19 protein-coding genes and 1 rRNA gene are annotated in these 25,138 nt (G+C 52.4%); 11 read left to right on the forward strand and 9 right to left on the reverse strand.

Annotated elements, in window-relative coordinates:
- Window positions 1-7: 7 nt before the first annotated feature.
- Window positions 8-1,114 carry a gluzincin family metallopeptidase gene (locus KIH39_RS02955; protein WP_213497783.1) on the reverse strand — a complete coding sequence of 369 codons (1,107 nt, stop codon included), beginning with the start codon at window positions 1,112-1,114 and terminating at the stop codon, window positions 8-10.
- Between the two features lie 216 nt (window positions 1,115-1,330).
- Window positions 1,331-2,629 carry a lactate racemase domain-containing protein gene (locus KIH39_RS02960; RefSeq protein WP_213497784.1) on the reverse strand — a complete coding sequence of 433 codons (1,299 nt, stop codon included), beginning with the start codon at window positions 2,627-2,629 and terminating at the stop codon, window positions 1,331-1,333.
- Window positions 2,630-2,721: 92 nt separating this feature from the next.
- On the opposite strand from KIH39_RS02960, the gene KIH39_RS02965 reads away from it, so the two are divergent.
- Window positions 2,722-3,696: a glycosyltransferase family 2 protein gene (locus KIH39_RS02965; RefSeq protein ID WP_213497785.1), complete on the forward strand. Its 975-nt coding sequence runs from the start codon at window positions 2,722-2,724 to the stop codon at window positions 3,694-3,696.
- Here KIH39_RS02965 and KIH39_RS02970 read toward each other — a convergent pair.
- Window positions 3,693-4,466, reverse strand: coding sequence for a phosphoribosylformylglycinamidine synthase subunit PurQ (locus tag KIH39_RS02970; RefSeq protein WP_213497786.1), 774 nt, complete (start codon window positions 4,464-4,466; stop codon window positions 3,693-3,695). The genes KIH39_RS02965 and KIH39_RS02970 overlap by 4 nt on opposite strands.
- A gap of 658 nt (window positions 4,467-5,124) precedes the next feature.
- Between KIH39_RS02970 and KIH39_RS02975 the strand changes: the two genes are divergently transcribed.
- Window positions 5,125-6,638: ribosomal RNA gene (locus KIH39_RS02975) — 16S ribosomal RNA — on the forward strand.
- A 997-nt stretch (window positions 6,639-7,635) separates the two neighbouring features.
- Here KIH39_RS02975 and argS read toward each other — a convergent pair.
- Entirely contained in the window at window positions 7,636-9,423 is a 1,788-nt protein-coding gene (gene argS, locus KIH39_RS02980; RefSeq protein WP_213497787.1) for an arginine--tRNA ligase, read from the reverse strand.
- Window positions 9,424-9,567: 144 nt separating this feature from the next.
- A complete protein-coding gene (rsfS, locus tag KIH39_RS02985) occupies window positions 9,568-10,065 on the reverse strand; it encodes a ribosome silencing factor (RefSeq protein ID WP_213497788.1) in 498 nt (165 codons plus the stop codon).
- A gap of 182 nt (window positions 10,066-10,247) precedes the next feature.
- On the opposite strand from rsfS, the gene KIH39_RS02990 reads away from it, so the two are divergent.
- Window positions 10,248-11,231 carry a phosphoglycerate dehydrogenase gene (locus KIH39_RS02990; RefSeq protein WP_213497789.1) on the forward strand — a complete coding sequence of 328 codons (984 nt, stop codon included), beginning with the start codon at window positions 10,248-10,250 and terminating at the stop codon, window positions 11,229-11,231.
- Window positions 11,232-11,249: 18 nt separating this feature from the next.
- Here the strand turns inward: KIH39_RS02990 and KIH39_RS02995 are convergent, their stop codons facing one another.
- Entirely contained in the window at window positions 11,250-11,999 is a 750-nt protein-coding gene (locus tag KIH39_RS02995) for a PP2C family protein-serine/threonine phosphatase (protein ID WP_213497790.1), read from the reverse strand.
- A gap of 254 nt (window positions 12,000-12,253) precedes the next feature.
- Here KIH39_RS02995 and KIH39_RS03000 point away from each other — a divergent pair, with 254 nt between their 5' ends.
- Window positions 12,254-13,411 carry a glycosyltransferase gene (locus KIH39_RS03000; RefSeq protein ID WP_213497791.1) on the forward strand — a complete coding sequence of 386 codons (1,158 nt, stop codon included), beginning with the start codon at window positions 12,254-12,256 and terminating at the stop codon, window positions 13,409-13,411.
- A 60-nt stretch (window positions 13,412-13,471) separates the two neighbouring features.
- Here the strand turns inward: KIH39_RS03000 and KIH39_RS03005 are convergent, their stop codons facing one another.
- Window positions 13,472-15,403: a hypothetical protein gene (locus KIH39_RS03005; protein ID WP_213497792.1), complete on the reverse strand. Its 1,932-nt coding sequence runs from the start codon at window positions 15,401-15,403 to the stop codon at window positions 13,472-13,474.
- 330 nt (window positions 15,404-15,733) lie between these two features.
- Here KIH39_RS03005 and KIH39_RS03010 point away from each other — a divergent pair, with 330 nt between their 5' ends.
- Window positions 15,734-16,438 (forward strand): 3-keto-disaccharide hydrolase, encoded by a 705-nt coding sequence (locus KIH39_RS03010; protein WP_213497793.1) that lies wholly within the window; start codon window positions 15,734-15,736, stop codon window positions 16,436-16,438.
- A 24-nt stretch (window positions 16,439-16,462) separates the two neighbouring features.
- Here the strand turns inward: KIH39_RS03010 and KIH39_RS03015 are convergent, their stop codons facing one another.
- Window positions 16,463-17,458, reverse strand: a complete 996-nt coding sequence (locus tag KIH39_RS03015) for a ribonuclease H family protein (protein ID WP_213497794.1) — start codon at window positions 17,456-17,458, stop codon at window positions 16,463-16,465.
- An 87-nt stretch (window positions 17,459-17,545) separates the two neighbouring features.
- On the opposite strand from KIH39_RS03015, the gene KIH39_RS03020 reads away from it, so the two are divergent.
- The 5 genes from KIH39_RS03020 (at window position 17,546) to KIH39_RS03040 (ending at window position 22,712) form a co-directional block, all read left to right on the forward strand.
- Entirely contained in the window at window positions 17,546-17,890 is a 345-nt protein-coding gene (locus tag KIH39_RS03020; RefSeq protein ID WP_213500238.1) for a histidine triad nucleotide-binding protein, read from the forward strand.
- A gap of 123 nt (window positions 17,891-18,013) precedes the next feature.
- Complete coding sequence (locus tag KIH39_RS03025) at window positions 18,014-19,579, forward strand: DUF1559 family PulG-like putative transporter (protein ID WP_213497795.1); 1,566 nt, start codon at window positions 18,014-18,016, stop codon at window positions 19,577-19,579.
- Window positions 19,580-19,772: 193 nt separating this feature from the next.
- The gene (locus tag KIH39_RS03030; protein WP_213497796.1) at window positions 19,773-20,381 is read left to right on the forward strand and encodes an RNA polymerase sigma factor; all 609 of its coding nucleotides are present in this window, start codon (window positions 19,773-19,775) and stop codon (window positions 20,379-20,381) included.
- Complete coding sequence (locus tag KIH39_RS03035) at window positions 20,381-21,724, forward strand: serine/threonine-protein kinase (RefSeq protein ID WP_213497797.1); 1,344 nt, start codon at window positions 20,381-20,383, stop codon at window positions 21,722-21,724. The genes KIH39_RS03030 and KIH39_RS03035 overlap by 1 nt, the downstream gene beginning before the upstream one ends.
- 46 nt (window positions 21,725-21,770) lie before the next feature.
- Window positions 21,771-22,712, forward strand: a complete 942-nt coding sequence (locus KIH39_RS03040; protein WP_213497798.1) for a hypothetical protein — start codon at window positions 21,771-21,773, stop codon at window positions 22,710-22,712.
- Here the strand turns inward: KIH39_RS03040 and KIH39_RS03045 are convergent.
- Window positions 22,699-23,868 (reverse strand): PEP-CTERM sorting domain-containing protein, encoded by a 1,170-nt coding sequence (locus KIH39_RS03045; RefSeq protein ID WP_213497799.1) that lies wholly within the window; start codon window positions 23,866-23,868, stop codon window positions 22,699-22,701. The two genes, KIH39_RS03040 and KIH39_RS03045, sit on opposite strands and share 14 nt — an antisense overlap.
- A gap of 262 nt (window positions 23,869-24,130) precedes the next feature.
- On the opposite strand from KIH39_RS03045, the gene KIH39_RS03050 reads away from it, so the two are divergent.
- The gene (locus KIH39_RS03050) at window positions 24,131-25,114 is read left to right on the forward strand and encodes a glycoside hydrolase family 16 protein (protein WP_213497800.1); all 984 of its coding nucleotides are present in this window, start codon (window positions 24,131-24,133) and stop codon (window positions 25,112-25,114) included.
- Window positions 25,115-25,138 lie beyond the last annotated feature (24 nt).

Here is a 25,138-nt window from a genome sequence, read left to right on the forward strand (position 1 = left end):
TAGGAAATTAGGGACGATCGACTTCGGGAGGAAGCAGCACAGCCGGAGGCGGCAATTGGGGATCACTATTTCGACCGGATCGATTGCTGGTGTTGCTGTTCTTGGCAGGACAACTGCCATTAGTGCAGTTTCCGGAGTTGCAATCCTGGCAGCTGGGGAATTGAGCGGGTGCCGACTCATAGAATCGTCGCGGCATGTTTTCCCAGGCCGGATCGGCTTTGCTGGTTCTGTCCACCGAGGGCGAAGAGCCACGAGCCACTGGCAGGGGATCGAGTTGAGGTTGCGCCATCGTATCGCTCGACCGCACATTGCTCCGGCTATCTCTTGAGGTCACCGTGGCGGGAGGCGCCGATTTACGGGGAGTACTTGCAACATCATCGCCCCGGGCCGACTTGCGAAGAAAATCAATCCACTGAGTCTGAAGTTCATTCACGTTCTTCACTTCATAATACTTCTGGCAGGCGCGGTCCCAGCCGTTATGCATACCGTCGTTCACGAAGTTGAGAAACGTCTGGCGATCGGATTGTTCGATCAGATACTTGGAGATCGAATACCCTTCGGCGTAGAGAATCATTTGCTCGCTGGGATTGGCCGGGTAATCTTTCATGGCGAATAGCGAAGTCAGCAGAAATGCCCGACCCGCATTCAGATACTGAACGGACATTTTGTCGTGCCGGCGACGTTCCAAATCGTCTTCAGAATAGACCGATCCGCCTTCATCCGCCCAACGGGGAACGGGCTGTTTGAAGTGGTGTGCGAATACGGTGTGGGTAATTTCGTGAGGCAGAACCGAATTCTTAAGCCGTTCGATAGGGCCTTTGATGTACATGTCCTGAGTGCCGCGACCGAAGTCGAAAGTCGTCGCGCCTTCCGCGGCCGAGCTCGCGGGAATGATTCGTAAGGGGCAGCGATTTTTCCAATTGGGCATTTCCTGACCCAGCCATTCGATCGCTTTTTCGCGTCGATACTTCTCGGCCAGGCGAGCGAATTCTTCGGCCATTTCTCGCGTAGGAGCTTCGACGACAAAGTTATCCGTCCGGACAACCGAACCGCCCGCTCGAACTGGAATGAGCACGCTTAAGGTGAAAATTAAAGAGATAATCCACTTTGCCATCCATAGCTCCTTCTACGCTTCACGTGTATGCTCTGCGTGAATGAAATGTAAACGCAAAACGCTTGCCAGTGGAATAGCAGCTCAAAAAAAGGGGGTTAAGCTTTACCGCAAACGTTGGAAATTGCCCAGAGTGAGGAACAAGCGGGCAAAAGCAGTTGTAACAAATGCAAAAATGAGGGCGAATTGACTGAACCTTGTAACAATTACACAACCCGCTCAAACAATTTTTCTGTGGGCTCGAATCGAATTTTGAAATAATTTTTCCTGCTCCAGGTTCCCTTTCTCATCAAAGGGCAGCCCAATCGTTTCCTGGCAAAGCTCAAGATTCGGGTGATTTTTCACTTCGGTCAGCAGGCTCGGAGATACCCATAACTCGCTGACTTCCAGAGAGTTAGGAATGAAAACGATCTTCCTCTGCGAGTCGTTCGGTTGCCAGCAGGTGTCGATAGCCGCGGCCAGGCACTCTTTATCCGTTTCGAAGGCGAGCGGGATTTTCGAACGCCAAAGCATGCACGCCGTGAGGTTGTTCATGCGAAAGGGAGTCGGATCGATGGCTCGAATTGCGCGGTTTGTGGTTAAGTCGGCGATACCGATTCCGGTGGCATTGCCATGCGATTCCGGAGAGACATCGAGACATACTATCCGTGTGATTCGAGGTTCGGCCGGCTCCATATCGGGGGAGTTTTCCACCAGGAAGCGGCCGACCACGTTCGGATCAATGCCGGATCCCGAGTAGTTTTTCCCGAGTTCGCCGATTACCAGGATATCGACCTGCTTGAAAGGAATCCGACCCATCCAACTGCGGGCAAGTTCCAAGAGCTTCGGTTCCGTTTCAAGTAGTTCGTCGCGATCCACCCATTGCAGAAGGGCCGTCTGATCGTGGGAGTTCTCCAGGATTCCCAGGCCGCCGAGGAATTTCGTGTTTTGTAAAATGACTTTAGCGGTTTCGGGAAGAATCTCCCGCAGACCCTTCACTCCCCAGCGGTGATGTTGGGAAGCTCCCTCTCTTTTTCCTAAGCCGATGACGGTCATTTTGGTGATGCCGCTTTCATAGCGTCCGCGATAATCGGTGTGCGGCTTGATGCGTGAAATCGTTATCACGCCGTCGGCCGATAGTGCATTGTCATCCCACCAGACTGGATCGCCGAAGCTGTTGATGCCGATCTGTTTGGCCGTCATTTCCGTGCGAACTTCCACATTCAAGTTCTTTTCGGTTATCCCATAAGCCGCTAACAGTTCTCGCTGACCTTCGGAACTGGCCCCGCCGTGGGAGCCCATCGCGGCCACGATAAAGGGCTTCGCTCCCAACTGTTGCAGGGAAAGCAGGGTGGCTCGGACGATTTGAAGGTAGTTGGCAATACCTCGCGAACCACAGGCTACGGCGATCCGATCACCGGGCCGTATCTTTTTCGAGAGGTTCGATTTCTGAAGCTGATTCTGAACCTCGAAAAACACATCTTGAACTTGAGGTTGGTTGGCGATTTGTTTGACGCGGTGGAAAATTGGCAGATTCACACGGACTCCCGGTTGGAGATTGCCATTGCTCGAATTTCAATGATTCGAGTACATTTTAATCGGAAAAGCTGGACTACCCACACGGTTGCCTTATGAAGCGAAAGAAAATCAGCATCGTAACACCCTGCTACAACGAGCAGGATAATCTGATCGATTGTTACGAGGCAGTGAAATCGGTATTCGCTTCCCAATTACCCGAATACGATCTGGAACATCTTTTCTGCGATAATGCCTCGAGCGATAACAGCCCGACTCTGTTGCGAGATCTGGCCGTTCGGGATGAACGGGTGAAGGTTATTTTGAACGCCCGCAACTTCGGGCCTTTTTGTTCGACCTTCAATGGTTTGATGAGTACTTCTGGGGACGCGGTCGTGGTGCTTTTGGCGGCCGATTTGCAGGATCCGCCCGAAGTGATCGTTGATTTCGTTCGTCGCTGGGAAGCGGGGTATCAAATTGTCTATGGCATCCGTCAGGTCCGCGAGGAAGGGTTTTTGCTTCGCAATACGAGGCATGTCTACTATCGGGCGGTTACTAGACTGGCTCATATGCCCATTCCTGCGGATGTAGGTGAATTTCAGCTCATTGATCGGCAGGTCGTGGAAGCTCTGCGTCAGTTCGATGACCACTACCCCTATATAAGAGGGATGATTGCCAGTTGCGGCTTCAACTCAGTGGGGGTCGAGTACACTTGGCGGGCCCGGCGTAAGGGAATTTCCAAGAATCGGATCTTCCATTTGATCGATCAAGGGCTTAACGGGCTGATTTCCTTCAGCAAGTTGCCCATGCGGATCTGCATGGCGGCCGGTTTTGTGCTGTCAGGATTCAGCATACTCTTCGCCGGATTCGCTTTTTGCTGGCATTTGTTTCACACTGGCAGCCCCGTTCCGCCCGGCACGCCGACGCTCATTGTTGCTCTGTTCTTTTTCTCGGGCGTTCAGCTCTTCTTCTTTGGGGTGATCGGCGAGTATATCAGTGCGATACACTCGCAAGTTCGGAAGAAGCCGCTAGTGATTGAGAAAGGGCGATTCAACTTCGATCGAGATGAAGCGACGAGAAAAGCGGCTTAGGTCGCAAAGTATTCCACGGCATTTCTGAAGAGTGGGAGTCCGTCGCCTTCCTGGGCTAATCCCAATCGCGTCCATTGCGGGTGTTGCGTGGGTAGAACATGCCTTTCCGGATGAGGCATCAGCCCCAAAACCCGGCCAGTCGCATCGCATAAACCGGCCACCGCTCCCATCGAGCCATTGGGATTGGCGGGATACTGGGCTTCGGGTTGGTTTGGATGACTATAGGTGAGCACAACCTGTCCCGCTTGTTTGAGTCCGTCCAATATCCATTGTTTACGGGTAATGAATTTCCCTTCGCCGTGAGCGACGGGGATGTGCATCGATTCCAGGCCCTTCAAAAACACGCATTTATTAGGATTTACCCTGAGGTGAATCCAGCGATCTTCAAATTTTCCCGAGTCGTTGTGTCCGAGGGTGGCGAGAGGGCCATCTTCATCGGGTGGTAAAATCAGTCCAGCCTTCAATATGGCCTGAAAGCCATTGCAGATGCCCAGAATCAGCTTTTCGGCGTCGCGGAACTTGCGAAGAGCGTCTCCGAGGAAGTTGGCGAGTTGCGTCGCGAGAATTTTCCCGGCGGCCACATCATCTCCATAGGTGAATCCGCCGGGAACGCAGAGGATTTGAAACCTTTGTAATTGGGCCGGATCTTCGCGTAAGCGGTTAATGTGCATGCGTTCTACGAATGCACCGGCCATCTCGAAAGCAAAATGGGCTTCCTGATCGCAATTGGAGCCTGGACCACGAAGAACGAGCACTTTTGGGGTGGCCATTATTGGTATTATCCCTGTCTTTTTGCTTGACATCATCTGAAATTACCACGATGATTTCAATGTATTGGGAAGCTCTAGGCAGTAGTAGGTGGGCTTTTCTGATGGTATTTGGTGGTTTTCCGAAGCTGTTTGGTGGTTTTCCGTAGAAAGTTTTCGATTATTCGAAAACGTTTTTGGCCATGGAGTCGAGCTTAGCGAGCGGACTTTAAGTGCTGAAATCGGAACGGCTTGTGTAGGACGGGCCGGGATGCAAAATTCAACCGCTGGAAAGCGGCCGGGGACTATTTCCCTTTTTTTTGACCCAGGCCGTTGACACTTTTGACCAGCGACCATAAAGTATTGTTACCGAAGTAAAGAACACTCGGTGACATCGAAAGACGCGAGTTTAACGATGACAGCCGATTAGTCTTTATGGTAAGCCTCTGAAGAGATTTAGGGGTGTCGGTAACAGGATCTGTTTTCGGACAGATTGCATTGATCTTTGACAAATTGGTTGTGTAGAGAGCCTAAATCGAGAGTGGGCAAAACTAATGTCATAAGACATTAAGGCTGCTCATTCTCTCATGCGAAAGCATGGAATACTTTGAGTAGTCCTTTAGGTCAGATGATTAAACACTCAGTTGTTATTTAAATGGCGAAAGCCATGCGAAAACAATATTTTTTGAAGGGTTTGATCCTGGCTCAGAACGAACGTTGGCGGCATGGATTAGGCATGCAAGTCGAATGAATCCGTAGCAATACGGGGAAATGGCGAAAGGGGCAGTAATGTGTGGGTAACCTACCTTGGGGATGGGCATAGCCGGTCTAACGGCCGGGTAATTCCCAGCGATTCGGCGAAGTGGCATCACTTTGCCGGGAAATGAATTTCGCCTCGAGAGGGGCCCACATGATATTAGATAGTTGGCGGTGTAACGGACCACCAAGTCTAAGATGTCTAGCGGGTGTGAGAGCACGACCCGCGCCACTGGCACTGTGACACTGGCCAGACACCTACGGGTGGCTGCAGTCGAGGATCTTCGTCAATGGGCGAAAGCCTGAACGAGCGATGCCGCGTGCGCGATGAAGGCCTTCGGGTTGTAAAGCGCGAAAGAGGGAATAAAGGGAAACTTGATTGAACCTCAGTAAGCTCGGGCTAAGTTCGTGCCAGCAGCCGCGGTAAGACGAACCGAGCGAACGTTGTTCGGAATCACTGGGCATAAAGGGCGCGTAGGCGGGTTTCTAAGTCCGTGGTGAAATACTTCAGCTCAACTGGAGAACTGCCTCGGATACTGGGAATCTCGAGTAATGTAGGGGCACGTGGAACGGCTGGTGGAGCGGTGAAATGCGTTGATATCAGTCGGAACTCCGGTGGCGAAGGCGATGTGCTGGACATTTACTGACGCTGAGGCGCGAAAGCCAGGGGAGCAAACGGGATTAGATACCCCGGTAGTCCTGGCCCTAAACGATGAGAACTAGATAGTAGACTTTCATGGGTTTACTGTCGAAGCAAATGTGCTAAGTTCTCCGCCTGGGGAGTATGGTCGCAAGACTGAAACTCAAAGGAATTGACGGGGGCTCACACAAGCGGTGGAGCATGTGGCTTAATTCGAGGCTACGCGAAGAACCTTATCCTAGACTTGACATGTGCGAAAGCGATAGGAAGTAGTGTGCGGAAACGTTACACGAACGGTATCCAATCCGGAACCTATTACAGGTGCTGCATGGCTGTCGTCAGCTCGTGTCGTGAGATGTCGCGTTAAGTCGCTTAACGAGCGAAACCCTTACCCTTAGTTGCCAGCGGGTTATGCCGGGGACTCTAGGGGGACTGCCTATGTTAAATAGGAGGAAGGCGGGGATGACGTCAAGTCCTCATGGCCTTTACGTCTAGGGCTGCACACGTGCTACAATGGTGTGAACAAAGGGACGCAAACTCGCGAGAGGGAGCAAATCCCAAAAAACACACCCCAGTTCAGATCGAAGGCTGCAACTCGCCTTCGTGAAGTTGGAATCGCTAGTAATCGCGGGTCAGCAACACCGCGGTGAATGTGTTCCTGAGCCTTGTACACACCGCCCGTCAAGCCACGAAAGAGTGGAGTGCCCGAAGTCGCTAACGCGCCGAAGGCAAAACACTTGATTGGGACTAAGTCGTAACAAGGTAACCGTAGGGGAACCTGCGGTTGGATCACCTCCTTTCTAAGGAATATCCAAAGCATCTCTCTTAGTACCTCTCACAGGTACATAAAGAGGATAGCTCACATGAAACTCACTCTCGACTAGTCTACTACACACCAATTTGCTTAGATATAAACAAGAACCCCGCTGAGTAAAATCAGCGGGGTTTTTTGTTGTACCTGCCCAACCAAAACATTTTTAAATCCCCCACTGATCCCCGGATTTTATCCCAGTATCTAAGCGGTACCCCTCCTGGGTTATTTTGTGAATGAAATCCGTGGAATTGTGGAATTGAAAACCGAGAGGGGTTTCAGAAATCAGCACCGGGTCAGCGCAGCGTCACCCGGTGTATAAATTGATGAAGTTTGTCAAATTTCCACCCGGCCAAATAGATCCCTCGAATCAAATACCTCCCCCGGATATCATCCGGGGCTTTAGTCTGTAACCCCTCCGGGGTTTATTTGCATCGTGAAAACCCAGAGGGGTTTCAGAAATCAGCACCGGGTTAGCGCAGCGTCACCCGGTGTATTAATTGATGAAGTTTGTCAAATTTCCACCCGGCCAAATAGTTCCCTCGGATCAAATAGCTCCCCGGATTTCATCCGGGGCTTTAGTCTGTAACCCCTCCGGGGTTTATTTGCATCGTGTAACCCCGGAGGGGTTTCAGAAATCAGCACCGGGTCAGCGCAGCGTCACCCGGTGTATAAATTGATGAAGTTTGTCAAATTTCCACCCGGCCAAATAGTTCCCTCGGATCAAATACCTCCCCCGGATTTCATCCGGGGCTTTAGTCTGTAACCCCTCCGGGGATTATTTGCATCGTGAAACCCCGGAGGGGTTTCAGAAATCAGCACCGGGTCAGCGCAGCGTCACCCGGTGAACTAATATGCCCCATCCGGTGAACTAATATGCCCCACCCGGTGAACTAATATGCCGCACCCGGTGAACTAATATGCCCCACCCGTTGGATTAAAAAGATTGATAAGGATCACTCACTCGAAATAAAATCCAATCACCCCTACATCCGCTCTACCGTCCGAATCGCTAACAGATTCAATACCAGGCTGATTGTCCGGGCTGTTAAATCGCACAGTACCAACCGACTATTTTTCAGTTCATCGCTACTGGCTTTCAGCACGCTACAATTCGGCGAGGCATAAAAACTTGCAAGAGCCTTAGAAACTTCCCATAAATAGCTGGTCAAAGCATGCGGGGCATATTCGGCCTCGGCGGTAATCAGAGCTTCATCCAGTCTTAAGAGTTGCAAGGCGAGAGCTCTTTCTTGCGGTTCGCCGAGAATCACCGGATGATTTTGCTTCTGAAATGCCAGTTCCTCCACTTCCGATTCCCGGAAAATGCTCCGGCACCGGGCATAGGCGTACTGGTTGTATGTTGCCGTATTACCATCGGTTGCCAGCATTTTCTCGTAGCTGAAAACATAATCACTGGTCCGATTCTGACTCAGATCCGCGTACTTCACAGCTCCCAGGCCAACAACTTCTGCAATTTCCTGAATCTCGGCATCGCTTAACTCAGGTACCCGAAAGCCGCGTTCTTCTCGTTCGGACCGACTCGCTTCGTATTTCTCCCGACCCTGGCGAATCGCTTCGTCCAACAGTTCATTCAGTTCGATCGGTTCGCCGGAGCGCGTTTTGATCGGTCGTTTATCTTCTCCCAGCACCGAACCAAATGAAACGTGCGTCAGTTCGATGTTTGGGTAACCCCAGCGTTTGGCGGCGGTAAAAAGTTTCTTGAAATGATCGCCCTGCCGAAAATCGACTACGTAAAGGCAGCAATCCGCTCGGAAATGCTCGACCCGGTACTTGATCGTTGCCAGATCAGTGGTGGTATAAGTGTAGGCCCCATCGCTCTTTCGGATCAGCGATACCGATTTCTCGTTCTCGGCGATAACAATTGCCCCTTGGCTTTCCTGGGCGATTCCTTTTTTCAGGCAATCCGCTACCACATCGGCCAGCATCGGGTTGTAGAAGCTCTCTCCGAGTTCATGATCGAAATGAACGTCGAGTCTTCGATAAATAATGTGGACTTCTTCCAGACACGCCGGCATGAACTCTTTCCAGAGCCGATTGTTCTCAGGGTCTCCTTGATGGAGTTTCACGGTCTCCTGTCGATAAGCCTGGACGACCGGATTGGCCGTATCTCCCTCGTCTTCATCGCTTTTCGCTTCGCCCAGTTTGCGGACGAGTTTGTAGAGTCGAGCTAACTCACTCACCGGGTCTTTTTCGTAAGCCGCCTTATCCAAGTGATTCTTGTAACCATACAGTAGCATGCCGAACTGAGTGCCCCAGTCGCCCAGGTGGTTGTCCGCAATCACCTGATGTCCCCGAAATTCCAGCAGCCGATGCAACGCTTCCCCGATGATTGTGCTGCGTAAATGTCCGACGTGCAATGGTTTAGCTACGTTCGGACCCGAGTAATCGATGACGATTTTTCGCGGCGAGGAAGCTCGGGAAGCCCCTAGTCGATCATCCGAGCGAATCTGGGACAGGGCTTGAGCCAGAAACGCATCCGACAACTTCAGATTGATGAATCCCGGACCGGCCAAGTTGGCCGAGGCGATCAGGCCGTCTTTGGGCAATTCCGAGATGATTTCCGAGGCCAATTCTGGCGATTTTTTATTGAGCGTTTTTGCCAGCGGCATTGCAAAATTGGCTTGATAGTCGGCCAAGTCCGGATTTTGTCCGGGGCGAATCATCCCCAGATACCCGAGGAGTTTCGATTCGTCCTCGACTCGTTTAGCCAGGATCGGTCGGAATACAGATCGAAGTTGCTCAATCAGGTTCATTCAGAATATTCTCGATGCTCGTGTTAAAAACGACCGCTGATGGTTGGGTATAGCGAAGCCGTGGCTTCGCGGAACCCACTGTTGACAGGATTTTCTTAGGAAATGAAGGGGAAAGATAGGGCGATCAGCGTCACCGCCTACAGGCTAGTAACGCTCCCAATCCACTTTCGGAGCATCGCTCCAAAGCTCTTCGAGGCGGTAGAAATCGCGCGTTTCCGGATCGAAGACGTGCACCAGGATATCGGTGTAGTCCTGGATGATCCATTTGCTCGCCTCGTAGCCTTCGATGCCGTGACGTACGTCGCCTTCGGCTTTCAACACATCGTCGATTTCCTCGGCGATATTGTGGATCTGGCGACGGCTGGCCCCAGTCGTCAGCACGAAGAAATCGTAGAGCGGGTGCGCTCTTCGCATATCGAGCACGATGATGTCCTTAGCTTTATTATCGCGGGCACTTCGGGCGCATATGCAAGCCCGTTCAAGAGCACTTTTCAGTGCAGGTTTCGAAATGGGGGCAGTCAAAGTTTCTGTTGCCAAAGGCCCTCCTTGAATCAATTCAAAGTTCGGAAGGTGGCTTTCGAGCAACGCATTTTCCCAAACACGGTCACTGGCTGATTCCACCTCCAGAATATGTGCGGACATATATATCTTCCTTTGATCGACGAAAAAGGTCAAGCGGCTTCCGGGGAATTCCCTTGGGAAACACGAATTTTCAAAAGCTCTTCTACTTTAAAGACAGGACATGTCCTCTCGGGTTCTCGCAAAAATTACCGGACATTCGCAGGTCCGAACGGTATATTCGAACGACATAAGGAGTTTGAATTATGCAGAAAGTGTTGATCTCTCCCGCACCGCTTGCCACTATGCCCGGGCCCTATCGCGATATTCTCACGGAGTCGGGATTCGAGTTGGTCTTCCCGCCGCGCCGCGCCCAAATGACCGAGGCAGAGACCATCGAATCTCTGCAAGGCTTGAAGGCTGTGGTGGCCGGGTCGGAACGCTACACGCCCAAAGTGCTGGATGCTTTACCCGATCTGAAAGTTATCGCCCGGGTCGGCGTCGGCTACGATGCGGTGAACATTCCCCACTGCACCGAAAAGGGGATAGTCGTGGCCTACGCTCCTGGTGCGAATAATCAGGCCGTCGCCGAGCAGACGCTGATGGCCGTTTTGGTACTGGCGAAAAGCCTGATGACTCAGGATGCCGCCATCCGACAGGGGCTTTGGCCTCGACAGGGCTATCTGCCGGTTCGCGGGGCAACTCTGGGAATTGTGGGTTTAGGTCGGATCGGGAAAGCGGTGACTGTGCGTGCAAAAGCCTTCCGCATGAATGTAATTGCCTGCGATCCGGTGGTCGATGAATCTTTTAACCGCGCTCACGATGTTACCATGCTTAATTTTGAGGAAGTGCTAGCGAAATCCGATTATCTGACCTTTCACGTCCCCAGTTTGCCCAGCACATACAAGATGATTCGCTCCGAAACTTTGAAGCTGATGAAGCCGACCGCTTTTCTGATCAACACCTCACGCGGACCCGTCGTAAACGAAACGGATCTGGTAGAAGCTCTGGAAAAGAAAAAGTTGGCCGGGGCCGCACTGGATGTTTTCGATCCCGAACCCCCGCCCGCAAATCACCCGCTTTACAAGTTCTCAAATGTGATTCTAACCGCTCACACCGCTGGCGTTGATCAGCAAGCCCTGCAGGATCTGGCTTATTCCGCCGCAGCTTCGATAGTCAAGTTGTCCCAAGGGGAATGGCCGGCGGAGCAGATAGTGAACGGAGACGTCCGGGCGAAATTCAAGTGGTGATCGGGCGACCAAATTTCATTACAGGATATCCATGATAATGCAGGAGACGTTGTCTCGGGAGCCGCTATCCAAAGCGAGTTGACCCAGACCGTCCGCACAGGCTTGCGAATCGGTTTGCGTGCCGACAAAATTCAAAAGTTTGTCATCCGGGACTACGCCGTGCAGACCGTCGGAGCAGAGCAGGAAACGATCCCCCTGTTGCAGCGGAACTACCGTCACTTCCGGGCCATCTCCGACTTCTTTGCTGCCGAGGTATTTCCAAAGGACGTTGCGGAACTTATGCTCTCGGGCCTCGGCGGCTGAAATCGTTTTCGCTTCCACCAGAGCTTGAGCTAAAGAGTGATCGACGGTCAACTGGGAAATCTTGCGATTGCGAATCAGGTAGGTTCGGCTGTCGCCAACGCCGGTGACGAAGAGTTCCTGACCTTTACGCCAGACGGCCACGACCACGGTCGTGCCCATGTTCTTCATTTCCTTATCCAGCGAACCCATCGCCATGATTTCTTCATTGGCGGTGACAATCGCTTTGCGGATAATGGTTTTCGTCTGCTCGATATTTACGGCCGGCGAGAGATGTTTCCGCAATTCGCGGGGTATGATGTCGATGGCTTTTTTACTGGCGACTTCGCCAGCGTTCTGGCCGCCCATACCGTCCGCAACAATACACACAATCAAATCGGGGAACAGTTTGACTTCGATAGAATCTTCGTTGTTTTCACGGTAATTCCCGAGAAGTGTGCATTTACCGATGTTCAGCGACAATGCCATGCGAACAACTCCTCGCCTGTCAACGCTATCAACTGTGCCAGGCGAAAGTTATGAAATTAAAATGCTGCGCAAGCCAGCAACTACAGGGAACTTCCTTGCAACCTACTATCACGTTACCAAATATAGTATGTGTGACAAAGTGTAAATCCACAAGTCAGATAGGATGCTAGCTGAAAAACTCGCTTTCTCCTCTTGCGAATTCTGCCGATATATTCGATATTCTCGTCAGAGTCCAAGTGTGAACGGAGAATTGCATGGATGCGATGCCCCGGCCCAGGCTGGCCCTGGTGCACGATTGGCTGACCGGAATGCGCGGCGGAGAGAAGTGTCTGGAGGTTCTCTGCCGGGAGTTTCCGGGTGCGCCGATTCATACCCTGATCCACCAAGTTGGCTCGACCTCACCTGAAATCGACTCGCATCCTGTCAAATCGAGTCGGCTCAATCATCTGCCGAAAATCGAGCGCTATTACCGATATCTTTTACCACTCATGCCCTGGGCCGCCCGCTGGAATGTCCGCGACTGCGATCTGGTTTTGAGTTTCAGCCACTGCGTGGCCAAGGCCGCCGTACCTCCTCCGGGAATCCCGCATGTCTGCTACTGCTTTACCCCGATGCGTTACGCGTGGCATATGAAGGAGCAGTATTTCGGTTCGGAACGGGTCTCCTTGAAGACTCGGGGAATCGACATAATTTTAAGCCGCATCCGGGAGTGGGATCGCAAAATCAGTACGCGGGTTACCCATTTTATTGCTATTAGTCGAACGATCCGGGACCGGATCCGGGATTCCTACGATCGCGACAGCACGGTGATTTATCCTCCCGTGGATACCAAGTTCTACACTCCAACAAACATTCGTCGGGAGAACTTTTTTCTCGTGGTCTCGGCTTTCGCTCCTTACAAGCGATTGGATCTGGCACTGGAGGCCTGTCGACGGCTGGGACGAAAGTTAGTGCTCATCGGCAAAGGGCAGAACCTACAGAAGCTGAAAAATCAATACGCTGGCGATGATCGGATTCAATTTCTGGGCTGGCAATCAGATCAGACGATCCGGGACTATCTGCGACGCTCCCAGGCACTACTGTTTCCCGGAGAGGAAGATTTCGGGATTGTTCCCCTGGAGGCGAACGCCTGCGGAACTCCCGTGATCGCTTACGCTCGGGGAGGGGCCACAGAGACGATCAAGCCTCTTGCGGGTTCGGCGGAGCCTACGGGAGTGTTCTTTGACGAACAGTCGGTGGATAGTCTCGTCGCGGCCATCGAAACGTTCGAGAGGAGTCGCAGTGCGTTTTCTCCGTTAGCCGCTCGAGCGAATGCACAGAAGTTCAGTCAGGATCGCTTTCGGCGCGAAATGCTCGATTATATATCGAGTGTGCTGGCGGAAGATGGTCAGCGTCAGAGACGGGCGGCCTAAACGAAAAAAGCTCTGGAGAATCTCCAGAGCCTTCGATGTTTCAGTCTAGGTCGGAATCAATTACTTGCAGCCGCCGCAAGAAGAGCGACCGCCGAACAGCTTCATTCCGCCGAACAGGCTCTTGTGACCACTGACAGGAGCAACAACTCCGCCGCAGCCCGAAACCGTAGCGCCACCGCAGCCGCTGTCGCAACCACTGCTGACCTGAACCTTGACGATTTCTTCGGTAGCAACCATTTCGGTGTAGGTTTCTTTCTTGCTCTTCTTAACGTCGCTCCAAGTGGTGACATCAACGTCGATGACCTTGTCCACTACCTTGGCAACGTTAACGGTGTGGGTAGCGGTCTTGGTGACCGGAACGCACTTCTTGGTAACAACTTCCACGTCCTTGGTAACCGGAATCATTTCGACTTCGGTGCGGGTAGCGGTCTTGGTAACAGGTACGCACTTGTTGACGGTAACATCAACGACCTTCGTCGAAGGAACGCTTTCGTAAACGGTGTTCACACCGGTCTTGGTGACTGCAACGCACTTGTTAACGGTGACGTCAACGACTTTCGTCGAAGGAACGTTTTCGTAAACGGTGTTCACGCCGGTCTTGGTGACGGCAACGCACTTGTTAACGGTGACATCAACGACTTTCGTCGAAGGAACGTTTTCGTAAACGGTGTTCACGCCGGACTTGGTGACGGGAACGCACTTGTTAACGGTGACGTCGACGACCTTAGTGGAAGGAACGTTTTCGTAAACCGTCTTGGTAGCTGTCATGGTCTTGGCGACGCAATGAGTGACCGGAACCTGAATCGTTTCCGTCATTGCAACTCGTTCGTAAACGGTGCTGGTGACAGTTTGCGATTCGGTAACGGTTTCGTAGTGTCCGCAAGGAGCCGGGGTAGCACATGCACTGGTGGTAGCGCCGCCGAACAGTTTGCCACCGAAGAGGCTGTGACCATGGCCCACAGAAGTGGTACCACAGCCACCGCAACCGCCGGTGGTAACCGGGGTGCCGCAACCGGAAGCTGCAACTGCGGGAGTGCCGCAACCGCCGCAACCGCTCACCGTGGTTGCACAAGGATCAACGGCAACAACCGGAGCTGCCACCCAAACTTTGCGACAAACAGGAACTGTGTTCGTTACAGTCTTGGGAACGCAGGTGTACTTGGTGACGGTACGAGCTTCCATCGTCGTGACGGGTTCCATTACCGTGTAGGTGTAAGGAACTTGCTTCGAAACGGTGGTGTACTCGGTTACGGTTCGCTTTTCGACGGAGGGCTGCCATTCGTAAGCGGTGTAAGTGTAAGGAACTTGCTTGGCGACCCGGGTGTACTCGGTCACTGTGCGTTTTTCAACGGTGGGCTGAATTTCGTTGACGGTGTAGGTGTAAGGAACTTGCTTGGCGACCCGGGTGTACTCGGTCACTGTGCGTTTTTCAACGGTCGGTTGAATTTCGTTGACGGTGTAGGTGTAAGGGACTTGCTTAGCGACCTGCGCGTATTCGGTAACCGTCTTCTTTTCGACAACGGCTTGCCATTCATTGACGGTGTAGGTGTAAGGAACCTGCTTTTCCTTGCGGTCGTAGCTCGTCTGCTTGACGACTTCCTTGACATCGGCCCACTCGTTAACAGTGTAGGTCGTCGTTTCGGTCTTCGGTTCCCAAACAGTTTCCTTGATGGTCTGCTTCTGCTTGGTCGTCACGGGAACCTTTTCGATATATTCGACGGTTCGTTCTTTGGTGACAGGCTTGTAGGTGATAACTTTCTGGTCAATCCAGGTTGGAGCAGGTGCTGCAACAGGACCGCAGGGAGCAGCGGCGCCGCAGGGCGATGCAACTGCGCCACCGCAACCGCTAGCAGCTACCTGACCGCAGGGGTCAGCAGCAACACCGCAACCCGAGGCAACGGCGCCACAAGATTTCTTGTGGGTAGCCATTACGGGAGCCGTCAACAGCATGGCAGCAGTGAAGGCAGCGGCCGAACGAAAACCTTTCAACATACGTCGTCTCCCTCTTTCCGCCGAAAATAAATGATGTGAAATGTAAGGTTTATTCATGGCGGAGCCTTACAAATCATGTCCTATCTTATTGCGGCTAAATGTTGACCGCTGAAGCATCATGCTAAACATGACCTTTTGGGAAGGCCACGCGTAATAAGAAGAATACACAATCCTGGTAAAATGGAAAGAGAAAATCGTCTTTATCGGGGCTTTCACTCTAACGAGTAGGAGTTAGGTAAAATCAACTTAGGAATCTTTGCCATTCTCAATAGAATCGCTTAAGTCAACATATTCCCACCAATCAGTCCCTTTTTGGAAAGGCAGGCTCTCATGCGGAAGTGGTTTTGTGCATTGGCTCTAGTTTTTGGGCTTTCGGTTGCTGTCAAAGCGGATGACGACTTCGTGCCCCTGTTCAACGGGAAGGATCTCACCAGCTGGAAATTGCATCCCGAAACGAACACGGGAGCTTTTAAGGAAGTCAAGGCTGTGATGGCCGATGGCAAAAAGGTCGCCTGGGAAGGCATCACCAAAGACGGCAAAACGATTACTCTGTGGAAGGTTGTCGACGGTGCGATCGTCGGCGGCGGCCCGATGAGCCACCTCTACCACGACGCGGCCAAGTGGGAAAACTTCCACTTCCGGGCTGAAGTTAAAATTAACGATAAGGGCAACAGTGGCATTTTCTTCCGAGCCGGTTACCGCGGCGGAATTCCAGAAGGTTACGAAGCCCAGATCGATGCGACCCACAGCGACCCGATTCGAACGGGAAGCATTTACCCCAACGGTGAATTCGGTCTGAACAAATTCCGCAAGGATATCGTGGTCATGAACACCGCGCCTCACAAGCCGGACGAATTCTTTACCTACGAAATTATCGCCAAGGGCGCTACCCTGACGACGATCGTGAACGGCAAGAAAATCAAGGAATGGACCGATCCGGCCAAGACCTTCACCAAGGGGCACTTCGCTCTGCAAGGCCACGACCCAGGCTCGGTGATGACTTTCAAGAAAATTGAAGTCAAGGAATTGAAATAATCGTTTGCTGCGAGTCGCCCACGTTCATTTCATCCGCCAGACACTTTCTAACGGGATGCGTTCTTTTTCCAGCGTGTCCCGAATATCCTCCAAAAACCTTTTCGCATCCATCGGATAGCCTGCGGTCGCCTTCAGGCCGGGAATCTTGTTGCGCCAGTACTCGTTGAACTGCAGCATCAGCAATTCCCTCAGATACTTCGCCAGCATAGATGCCAAAGCCACCGGAAGATATTTCTCTTCGGCCTTGGGCGTAAAACGTAGGTCCACACGCGTAATATCATGCTCTTCCAGATCGCTGGGGCAGCCGAGCTTTACCCGATAGAAGCCCTCCGCGGCCGTTTCTCGCACGGTTTCAATCCAACAGTCGGGAAAGGCTTCCTGCAGGATCGCACCGTAGAAATTCCGCCCCCCCAATTTGTCAACTGCCACCACGTTTTCCCAACCCTGACCTAGGAATTCGGGTCGAAGTTTCTGCAAGAGCGATATCACGCCGGCGGCTGTGGCCGCACTCTTGACGTTGTGCTTCTCCACTATCCGGTTGAATAAGGGGGTTGGAGTGATCGCCACGAACGTCCACTCCGTTTGCATCGTGTGGCCGGAGGGTAGCGACATTCGATGCCGATCCCACTTTTCGACATCCAAAACGATTTGATCGAGAGGATACTCGACGGGAATAGTCCGTTGTGGATCGTACCAGGGCTCCTGCCGAAGTTCTTCAAGTCCCAGGGCACCGACATCCTGCAGAAAGGAATCGAGTGTCAGAGGTGGCGTTCGCAACATCGGCAGCAAGGTGAAGAGGCCACGCTCCAGGGAAGCGAGCCGACCCGACTTCCCGTAGAGATTTTTGGAATCTGCCACCGGAATCTTGCTGGCATCGGATTCGTCGCGGGCCAGAACATCCTGAAGTTCTGACCAGAGATCCAGATTGGGATTGGGCAGCCGCCACATCACTGCCGCCTGAGTCATTGGACCCAGATTCGGACCGTAGCCCGCTTCATCGATTCCTGCCAAATAGGCCATTTTTCCGCCCTATATAATTACGAGCACGGTGCTTCCTGAATAGTTTAGCAGGTAACTGCCATACCCGGGGGAACGAATCTCATGGCGATGCTAGCCGACAATATTTTTCTGAAGATCATCGACAAAAAGATCCCGGCAAAAATCGTTCACGAGGACGATCTCTGTCTGGCTTTTCACGACATCCATCCTCAGGCCCCCGTTCATGTCGTGATCATACCGAAAAAGGAAATTCGCACGCACGACGACCTGACCTCTGAAGATGCCGTTGTGCTGGGGCATCTGCATCTGACTGCCCAGAAGATCGCTCGTCAGCTGGGGCTTCACCAGGGTTATCGGCTGGTCCTCAATTGCAAGGAAGACGGCGGGCAAACTGTTCCGCATCTGCACATGCATTTGCTCGGCGGTCGAAATATGGGCTGGCCTCCCGGTTAAAAACCTCCGCCTTTAAGCTTCGGAGATCTTTCGAAAAAAGGCGATCAGTTCCCTGAAACGGACGACTTGCCGGAGGCGTCTGGTTGTTAGTGAACGGGTACTTTCCTCTCCGGAGTTGTTGAAATGAAATACTGCAAGTTAATTGCGATGCTGGCCCTCCTGCTCGGGGCGGGCACCGCGCGCAGTCAGGGAGCTCCACTACCAGTGGGTTTAAAAGATGTGCCGCCCGATAGCATTTACTTCTTCCATGCGGACGTGAAGTCGATTCTGAAATCTCCTCTGGTCCAGGAAGTTCGTAAGGGGCTGGGGGATCAACTCCAGCAAGCGATGGAAGCCGCGAAAGCTCAAGGGATCGATATCGAAAAACTCTCGACCGTGACTTTCTCCTCGCCGAATTTCACACTGATCGCTTCCAATGCGGAAAATAATCAGTTTTTGCTCACCCTTCAGTTTCAGGAGGCGTATGACAAATCGAAATTATTCGTCGACCAGCGAGCTGGAGAAGAAAAGGACAACGCCATCCCGTTGAAAAGCGATATGCTGCTTCGTCTGGTGGATTCTAAAACGGTTCAGCTCACCAATAAAAAAATGGCGGCGCAAAAGGATAAAGGCAAACCGGCTAATTCCGAGACGGATTCCCTGGCGGATTTCATTCAGGAATCGCAGAAACATCAGCTCTGCATGGCTATTAATCTTTCCGGGCTTCCCGATGAAATTCGCAAGAACCCGGCGGAGGAACTTCGGCCCTTTCTCCCAATATTCAATGCTCAGAACCTCGGGATTTTCGCGGATGCCACCCAAGGTCTGAAAGTGAATCTGAAATTTCACTGCGAGAATGCTGACAAGGCTGAGACTGTTAAAGGCAGTTTAAACCTGGCTGGAAAGATTGCCAGCAAACAAATCGAACTCGTCCAAAACTCCAAGTCTAGAGATCTCGAACCGCTTTTGCCGGCCTTGAAGATCATCAAAAAGGGAATTGATGAAGCGAAGATTCAGGAGTTGAAGAACGAGGTCTCGGCCCTGGTCGAATTTCAGTCCGATATACCGCTCGGGAGCTATCTGAAAGGTCTCAGCGGCAAGATGCTGGGAAATTCGAGCCGGACTATTGCCGTCAATAATTTGAAGCAGATTGCCCTAGCCATGCATAACTATGCCAGCGTGTACGACGGGTTTCCACCGGGCGCAATCTGCGATCGAAAGGGAAAGAAGCTTCTTAGCTGGAGAGTGGCCATTCTTCCCTATGTGGATCAAACGGCCCTCTACGCGGAATTTAAGCTCGATGAACCCTGGGATAGCGAGCACAACAAGAAACTGATCGCCAAGATGCCCAGGGTCTATCGCCATCCGAGCGATGACCCTAAAACGACCAAGACCCGCTACAAGATTTTCACCGGTAACGGAGCTTGCTTCGATGTGGTCAAAGCGACTAAATTTCAGGAAATAACAGATGGCACATCGAACACCCTCATGTGCGTGACCGCCGCGGAACCGGTGGAATGGACCAAGCCCGATGATATCGAATATGACAAGAAAGTGGACGTCTTGAAGCTCCTCTTCTGGGAAGACGGTTCCACGCCGATCAGCCTATGCGATGGCTCCGTCCGCAGCGTCTCCACCAAACTGAAACTGGATACGCTCCATCTGTTAATTCAGAAGGCGGACGGTCAAGTGATTGGGCCGATCGAATAGCCTTGAGGGGGAAGTCCGTGAAAGAGGAGCATTATTGCTCCTCTTTATTCGTTTATAAAAGCCATTTTATGTTCTGTTCGTGGTAATCTGTCCTCTGAATCAGGTGGTCGCCACTTCCGAGTGATTTCCAAAGTTTTTTTCTCTCGGATTGAAAGATTTGAAATTCGGGCTGTTTCCATCTGCGGAGGGTCTGATGGGTTCATCGCCAACGACACGAGCCAGCCTGTTACTGCGGCTGGCTAATCCCGAAGATCAGAAGGCTTGGGCCGAGTTCGTTACCTTGTACGAACCGCTGGTTCATCGCCTCTTGCGGAAATCAGGCTTGCAGGACGCCGATCTGCGCGAGGTCACCCAGGAAGTTTTTCTGGCCGTCAGTCGCAATGTGGCCCGCTTCGAACCGGCCTACGAAAAGGGAAGTTTTCGCGGCTGGTTGCGTACAGTAACACGTAATCTGCTGGTGAATCTTCTGGAACAACGCCGTCGCAAGCTCGGGGCGGGAACCGGGTCTACCGATATGCTGCATTTGATTCAGCAACTTCCCGCTCCCGATTGCGAGACATCGGTATTCGTCGATACGGAATTTCGGCGTCGGCTTTTCCATCATGCGGCCGATCGGGTTCGGAAGGAATTCCGTCCAGCGACCTGGCAGGCTTTTTGGCAGACCTGCGTCGAGCAAATTCCCATCGCGGAAGTCTGCCAGAGGTTGGGGATTACGCCGGGGGCCGTTTATATCGCACGCAGCCGGGTGATTACGCGTTTGCGGGCAGAAGTGGATCGAATCGATAGAGAGGAGAATCAGTAATGAATCTCGACGAACATCTCTCGAATGATTCTCTCACCCTGATTGCTCAGGGGAGCTTAAACACGGAACAGGAGACTCAGGCTTCCGCTCATCTGGACCATTGCACGCTTTGCCAGGCGGCTCTCGAACGGACCTCCGGCGGAGCGGAATGGTGGACGGAAACGGCTACCCAATTAAGAGTCGACGAAGATGATCTCCCGCCGCCCGGATCGGAGAGTTGGTCGGCAGTCGATTTCTCCGTCGATTTTTTGGACCCGGCGGATAATCCCTCGTTGTTGGGGCTTCTGGCCGAGTACGAAATTCACGGAATTCTCGGCCGGGGTGGCATGGGAGTAGTGCTGAAGGCTCGGGATACACAGTTAAATCGCTTTGTGGCTATCAAGGCCCTGGGGCCGCAATGGGCCTCAAGCGAAGTAGCCCGTCGGCGATTCGCTCGGGAAGCTCAAGCCGCCGCCGCGGTAGTTCATCCCAATGTGATTGCCATCCATCAGGTTCAGGCCAACGGACGGCTGCCGTTTATTGTCATGCCCCTCATACCCGGGGAGTCCCTGCAACAGCGGTTGGCCGCGCGGGGTCAACTGGAATTGATCGAAGTTCTTCGAATTGCCATGCAGGCGGCAGCAGGTTTGGCCGTAGCCCACGAGCAGGGGCTGGTGCATCGCGATGTTAAGCCCGCGAATATTCTGCTCGAACCGGGAATCGAACGGGCGGTGCTGACCGATTTCGGTCTGGCCCGCGCGGCGGATGATCGGACTCTCACACAGTGGGGAGTGATCGCCGGCACACCCGCTTACATGTCCCCGGAGCAATCCCGTGGGGAGCCGATTGACGGACGTTCCGATCTCTTCAGCCTCGGTTGCGTCATGTTTGAGATGGCTACTGGAGAGACGCCCTTTCAATCCGAGAGCACGCTCGCCCTGTTACGGCGAATCTGCGAGGAATCGGCACCTGCGCCCTCCCGCTTGAACAAACAATTGCCCCCTTGGTTCGATAGTATCGTCCTCCGGCTCCTGAGTAAGAATCCGGAAGATCGTTACTGCAGCGCGCGGGAGGTTTCAAAATTGCTGGAGAACTGTTTGGCACACATGCAGGATCCAGCCACTCAGTTACCAGTGGAACTCAAAAAGAAGTTCCGTTGGTTCCGCTGGCTGGCCCTGAGTTTCGGGCTGCTGGCCATGATCGGATTTTGCGTATATCTCTGCTACCGCGAGAAACCAATTGAGAAAATCGAATCACCTCCGGAAATCAAAGAAGAATTCGACCCCTCCTGGAACTGGGGAGATAAAGAACTCCGAGATATTCGCGAAAGGCTGGATGCCTTGACACCCGGGTCGCCCCATTAGTTGATTTTGAAATCTTAAAACTGTCATTGATTAGAAAGGAAAGATCATGAAACGTCTTGTTTTTGGCTTTGCCCTAGTCTCGGGCTCCCTCTTGGGAGCTTCCTATGGGTTTAGCCATTTAGATGCTCAAAACCCCGTTGCCAATCCGACATTAACCCCGACGACTCCAGCAACGGAAACCACGACTCCAGAGTTGCAAGTTTACCCGAATGTGACCGGGATGACACCAGCCGTGCAACCATATTCCTCAGCTCAACTTCACGAACAGCAGGAAATTATGCAATTGGAGCAGAAGTCTCTCCAGCTGGCGGTAGCCCTAGAAGCTAAACGCACGCCAGAAAGAGAAGCGGAGTTGCGAAAGCTAGTCGAAACAATTTTCGATAGACGTCATGCGCTACAGGTAGCGGAAGCGAAAGATTTGACCGAAAAGTTGGCTAAGCTTCAAGAGTCTTTGAAAGTTAGACAGACCAAGAAAGTGGAAATCATCAATCGCCGGATTAAAGAGCTTATGGGGGAAACCGATGATCTGGGTTGGGGCTTGCAGCGAAAGGATAAACTGTCGCCCATCATCCGAGTGATGGCCCCATCCAATAACGTACCTTTGGGCGAAGTGCCTCAAACGAATAGAATCGTTCCCGCAGAAGCTATTCCCGCAACGGATGCTCCTTCAATTCCTCCGATGGCGGTTATTCCGCCGCAAGGAAAAGCGGATCCACTTATCTCGGCCGATTCGCAAGATGTTAAGACCCTGGAACTCCAGGTGAAATTGGCGGTAATCCGTTTGGAGGAAGCAGAAGCTGCTCTAAACAATATCCGCGATCAGAATGCAAGTGGCATCATTAGTGTGACGGAAGTCGAGAAGGCCAAATACAATGTCAAAAAAATGAAAATTGAAGTAGAATTGGCCCAACGAAGAGTCGAAATCGCGCGGGAGGCCAAAGAGTCGAAGAATGTGCCTCAAAACAATTCCAATACTAATCGCAACTAGCACTCTTTCTTCGGCGGATGATCCCGGCTCCCACGGCGATCATCCCCGACCCGAACAGCAAAATGCTCGCCGGCTCTGGTACCGGGGCCAAATAGATTTCCGTCGGATTATCATAATAGACCACCATGCCGGCTGGTAAACCGTTCAGAAATTGAAAGGAGCCGCTGTAGTTGCCCGAATAAAGCACGTAAGTCGATATTGTGTCGTAAGTTCCAGAGAGTGAAAGCGTGCTGTTACGACCGAGATACAGTGTGTTACCCATGCCAATGCTGAGGTGGCTGGTCGCCCCGCTGGGTTTGCCGATCAAAGACAGTGTCCCATTCAAAATCACATTATCGTTGACGGTCAGGGCATCATAAGTCGAACCGGTTCCCGGGCTGAGTACTCCCCCGGTGTTCACAGTAAGTGTTGCTCCCCCGCCATTTCCTACGGTTCCGTTGCCGCTCAGAGTAGCCCCGTTTTGGATTATCACATTGGTGTTTGCCAAGCCACCCGTGACCAAGAGATTGCCTGAGGCGACTGTAGTACTGCCGGAATAGAAATTGGAAGCCGAAATAGTGGTTGTTCCCGGGCCGACAATCGTCAGGGAAACTTGTCCGCCAGCAATACCATCTCCGATTGAGCCATTCAAATTGATTCCGCCCAAATTAGCGGCAGTGATTGTCAGGTTCTGAGTCTTACCCGTAGTGGCATTTCCGGTGACCGCGCCGATTGTCAGCAGCCCGGAAGTGCTGCTGGCGTTATTAGTGAAACTAAAACTCGTCACGCCCGAATTCAGGCTGATGCTGGCCGTAATCGTCTGGGCCGAGTTGCTATTGTTTGTGATCCCACCCGAGCCGATCGTGAGGGTGTTGCCGCTCAGGGTGAATGCACCTGCGGAGGAAGCGAAGCTCAGGGAGTTCACACTGTAAGCGGTGTCGATTACCGAAGACAGGCCAATCGATCCCGCCATGACGATATCCGCGGAACCATCGTTGGCGGGCGCGGAACCTCCCGCCCAATTGGCACTATTCGACCAGTAGTACGGCGAAGAACCACTACCGCCGTTCCAAGTTTGAGCCTGGATGGGTGACGAAAACTGAAAAAAAGCCGCCAGGACAAAGAGATAGAAGGTTTTTTTGCGGAGGGGTAGTGGATGCCGATTTGATTTGGCCATGGATGCAATCGACTCTAGCTTAGCCGGGTAACAATGGATCATCCTGATCACGCATTTCCAATATAGGCAAGTTACAGAGCGATCCCTGAAAAGATAGTGGCATTCCTGTTAGGAAGGGATGAAATTATCGAGCAATTCGAACCGGAGCTTCCGAGTAGTTTTTATCCGGGCCCTGTGATCGCATTCTGTTAAACCGAACGCCGGGATATAAAATAGTCTGCATCGCGAATTTTGAAATCTCCTTTTGAGTTAACGAAAGATAATGCAAACTCAGCCATATCGATTTGCCTTGGCTTTTTTTTTCCTGGCTAGTCTGATCGGGATCATCTTTCCCGATACGGGTAGCCGAGCCGAAGAACCCGCAAAAGCCGATTGGCAAATGGTTTGGAGCGACGAATTCAATGGGACGGAGATCGATCCCAAAAAGTGGGATTTCGACATCGGCAATGGCTTTTACAACTACGATGCCAAACAGTGGATCAGCGGTTGGGGCAACGACGAACTGCAGTACTACACCAAGGAGAAAGATAATGCCTTCGTTGAAGGCGGCTATCTGCATATCCGAGCCATCAAGGAATCGATTCATAATTGCGGTTACAGTTCCGCCCGGCTTAAGTCGCGAAAAAAAGACGGCAGCAGTTTGTTCAGCCAGACTTACGGCAAGTTCGAATTCCGAGCCAAGCTCCCGACCGGGCAGGGCGTCTGGCCTGCGATTTGGATGCTCCCTCTTGCTGACAAATATGGCACCTGGGCTTCCTCTGGGGAAATCGACATTCTCGAAGCTCGGGGACAGGAACCGACCAAGATTCTCGGTACCCTCCATTTCGGAGCAAAATGGCCGGCCAATCGTGAAGCCAGCAAAGCGATCACCCTGCCCAAAGGAGGCCGTATCTCCGACTTTCATACCTATACCCTGGAATGGGAACCGGGGGAAATTCGCTGGCTTTTGGACGGTGAAGTCTACTCCACGCAAAAATCCTGGTGGAGTAGCTCGAAGCTGGAGGATGGCAAAGGGGTGAAGCCAACCCAAGAATCCGAATTGAATCCCTGGCCGGCGCCTTTCGATAAGCCCTTTTATCTGGTCATGAATCTGGCCATCGGGGGCAAATTTTTGGGCAATCCGGATAAGACGACTGAGTTCCCCTGTGAAATGCTGATCGATTACGTTCGGGTCTACGAGAAAGTCGGCGGCTATGGAGCAACCAAGCCGCGCGGCCGGGAAAATTTACCGTTCGAGAAAAAGTGAGTTGCGAACGGCATTTTTAAGTCG

The sequence above is a fragment of the Telmatocola sphagniphila genome, from assembly GCF_018398935.1.
GTDB lineage: Bacteria > Planctomycetota > Planctomycetia > Gemmatales > Gemmataceae > Telmatocola > Telmatocola sphagniphila.

What these genes read in the sequence shown, in the direction of transcription:
- KIH39_RS02955 (WP_213497783.1), bottom strand. Translation starts at nt 1,114, where the DNA reads ATGGCAAAGTGGATTATCTCTTTAATTTTCACCTTAAGCGTGCTCATT.
- KIH39_RS02965 (WP_213497785.1), top strand. Translation starts at nt 2,722, where the DNA reads ATGAAGCGAAAGAAAATCAGCATCGTAACACCCTGCTACAACGAGCAG.
- KIH39_RS02970 (WP_213497786.1), bottom strand. Translation starts at nt 4,466, where the DNA reads ATGGCCACCCCAAAAGTGCTCGTTCTTCGTGGTCCAGGCTCCAATTGC.
- argS (WP_213497787.1), bottom strand. Translation starts at nt 9,423, where the DNA reads ATGAACCTGATTGAGCAACTTCGATCTGTATTCCGACCGATCCTGGCT.
- rsfS (WP_213497788.1), bottom strand. Translation starts at nt 10,065, where the DNA reads ATGTCCGCACATATTCTGGAGGTGGAATCAGCCAGTGACCGTGTTTGG.
- KIH39_RS02990 (WP_213497789.1), top strand. Translation starts at nt 10,248, where the DNA reads ATGCAGAAAGTGTTGATCTCTCCCGCACCGCTTGCCACTATGCCCGGG.
- KIH39_RS02995 (WP_213497790.1), bottom strand. Translation starts at nt 11,999, where the DNA reads ATGGCATTGTCGCTGAACATCGGTAAATGCACACTTCTCGGGAATTAC.
- KIH39_RS03000 (WP_213497791.1), top strand. Translation starts at nt 12,254, where the DNA reads ATGGATGCGATGCCCCGGCCCAGGCTGGCCCTGGTGCACGATTGGCTG.
- KIH39_RS03005 (WP_213497792.1), bottom strand. Translation starts at nt 15,403, where the DNA reads ATGTTGAAAGGTTTTCGTTCGGCCGCTGCCTTCACTGCTGCCATGCTG.
- KIH39_RS03010 (WP_213497793.1), top strand. Translation starts at nt 15,734, where the DNA reads ATGCGGAAGTGGTTTTGTGCATTGGCTCTAGTTTTTGGGCTTTCGGTT.
- KIH39_RS03015 (WP_213497794.1), bottom strand. Translation starts at nt 17,458, where the DNA reads ATGGCCTATTTGGCAGGAATCGATGAAGCGGGCTACGGTCCGAATCTG.
- KIH39_RS03020 (WP_213500238.1), top strand. Translation starts at nt 17,546, where the DNA reads ATGCTAGCCGACAATATTTTTCTGAAGATCATCGACAAAAAGATCCCG.
- KIH39_RS03025 (WP_213497795.1), top strand. Translation starts at nt 18,014, where the DNA reads ATGAAATACTGCAAGTTAATTGCGATGCTGGCCCTCCTGCTCGGGGCG.
- KIH39_RS03030 (WP_213497796.1), top strand. Translation starts at nt 19,773, where the DNA reads ATGGGTTCATCGCCAACGACACGAGCCAGCCTGTTACTGCGGCTGGCT.
- KIH39_RS03035 (WP_213497797.1), top strand. Translation starts at nt 20,381, where the DNA reads ATGAATCTCGACGAACATCTCTCGAATGATTCTCTCACCCTGATTGCT.
- KIH39_RS03040 (WP_213497798.1), top strand. Translation starts at nt 21,771, where the DNA reads ATGAAACGTCTTGTTTTTGGCTTTGCCCTAGTCTCGGGCTCCCTCTTG.
- KIH39_RS03045 (WP_213497799.1), bottom strand. Translation starts at nt 23,868, where the DNA reads ATGGCCAAATCAAATCGGCATCCACTACCCCTCCGCAAAAAAACCTTC.
- KIH39_RS03050 (WP_213497800.1), top strand. Translation starts at nt 24,131, where the DNA reads ATGCAAACTCAGCCATATCGATTTGCCTTGGCTTTTTTTTTCCTGGCT.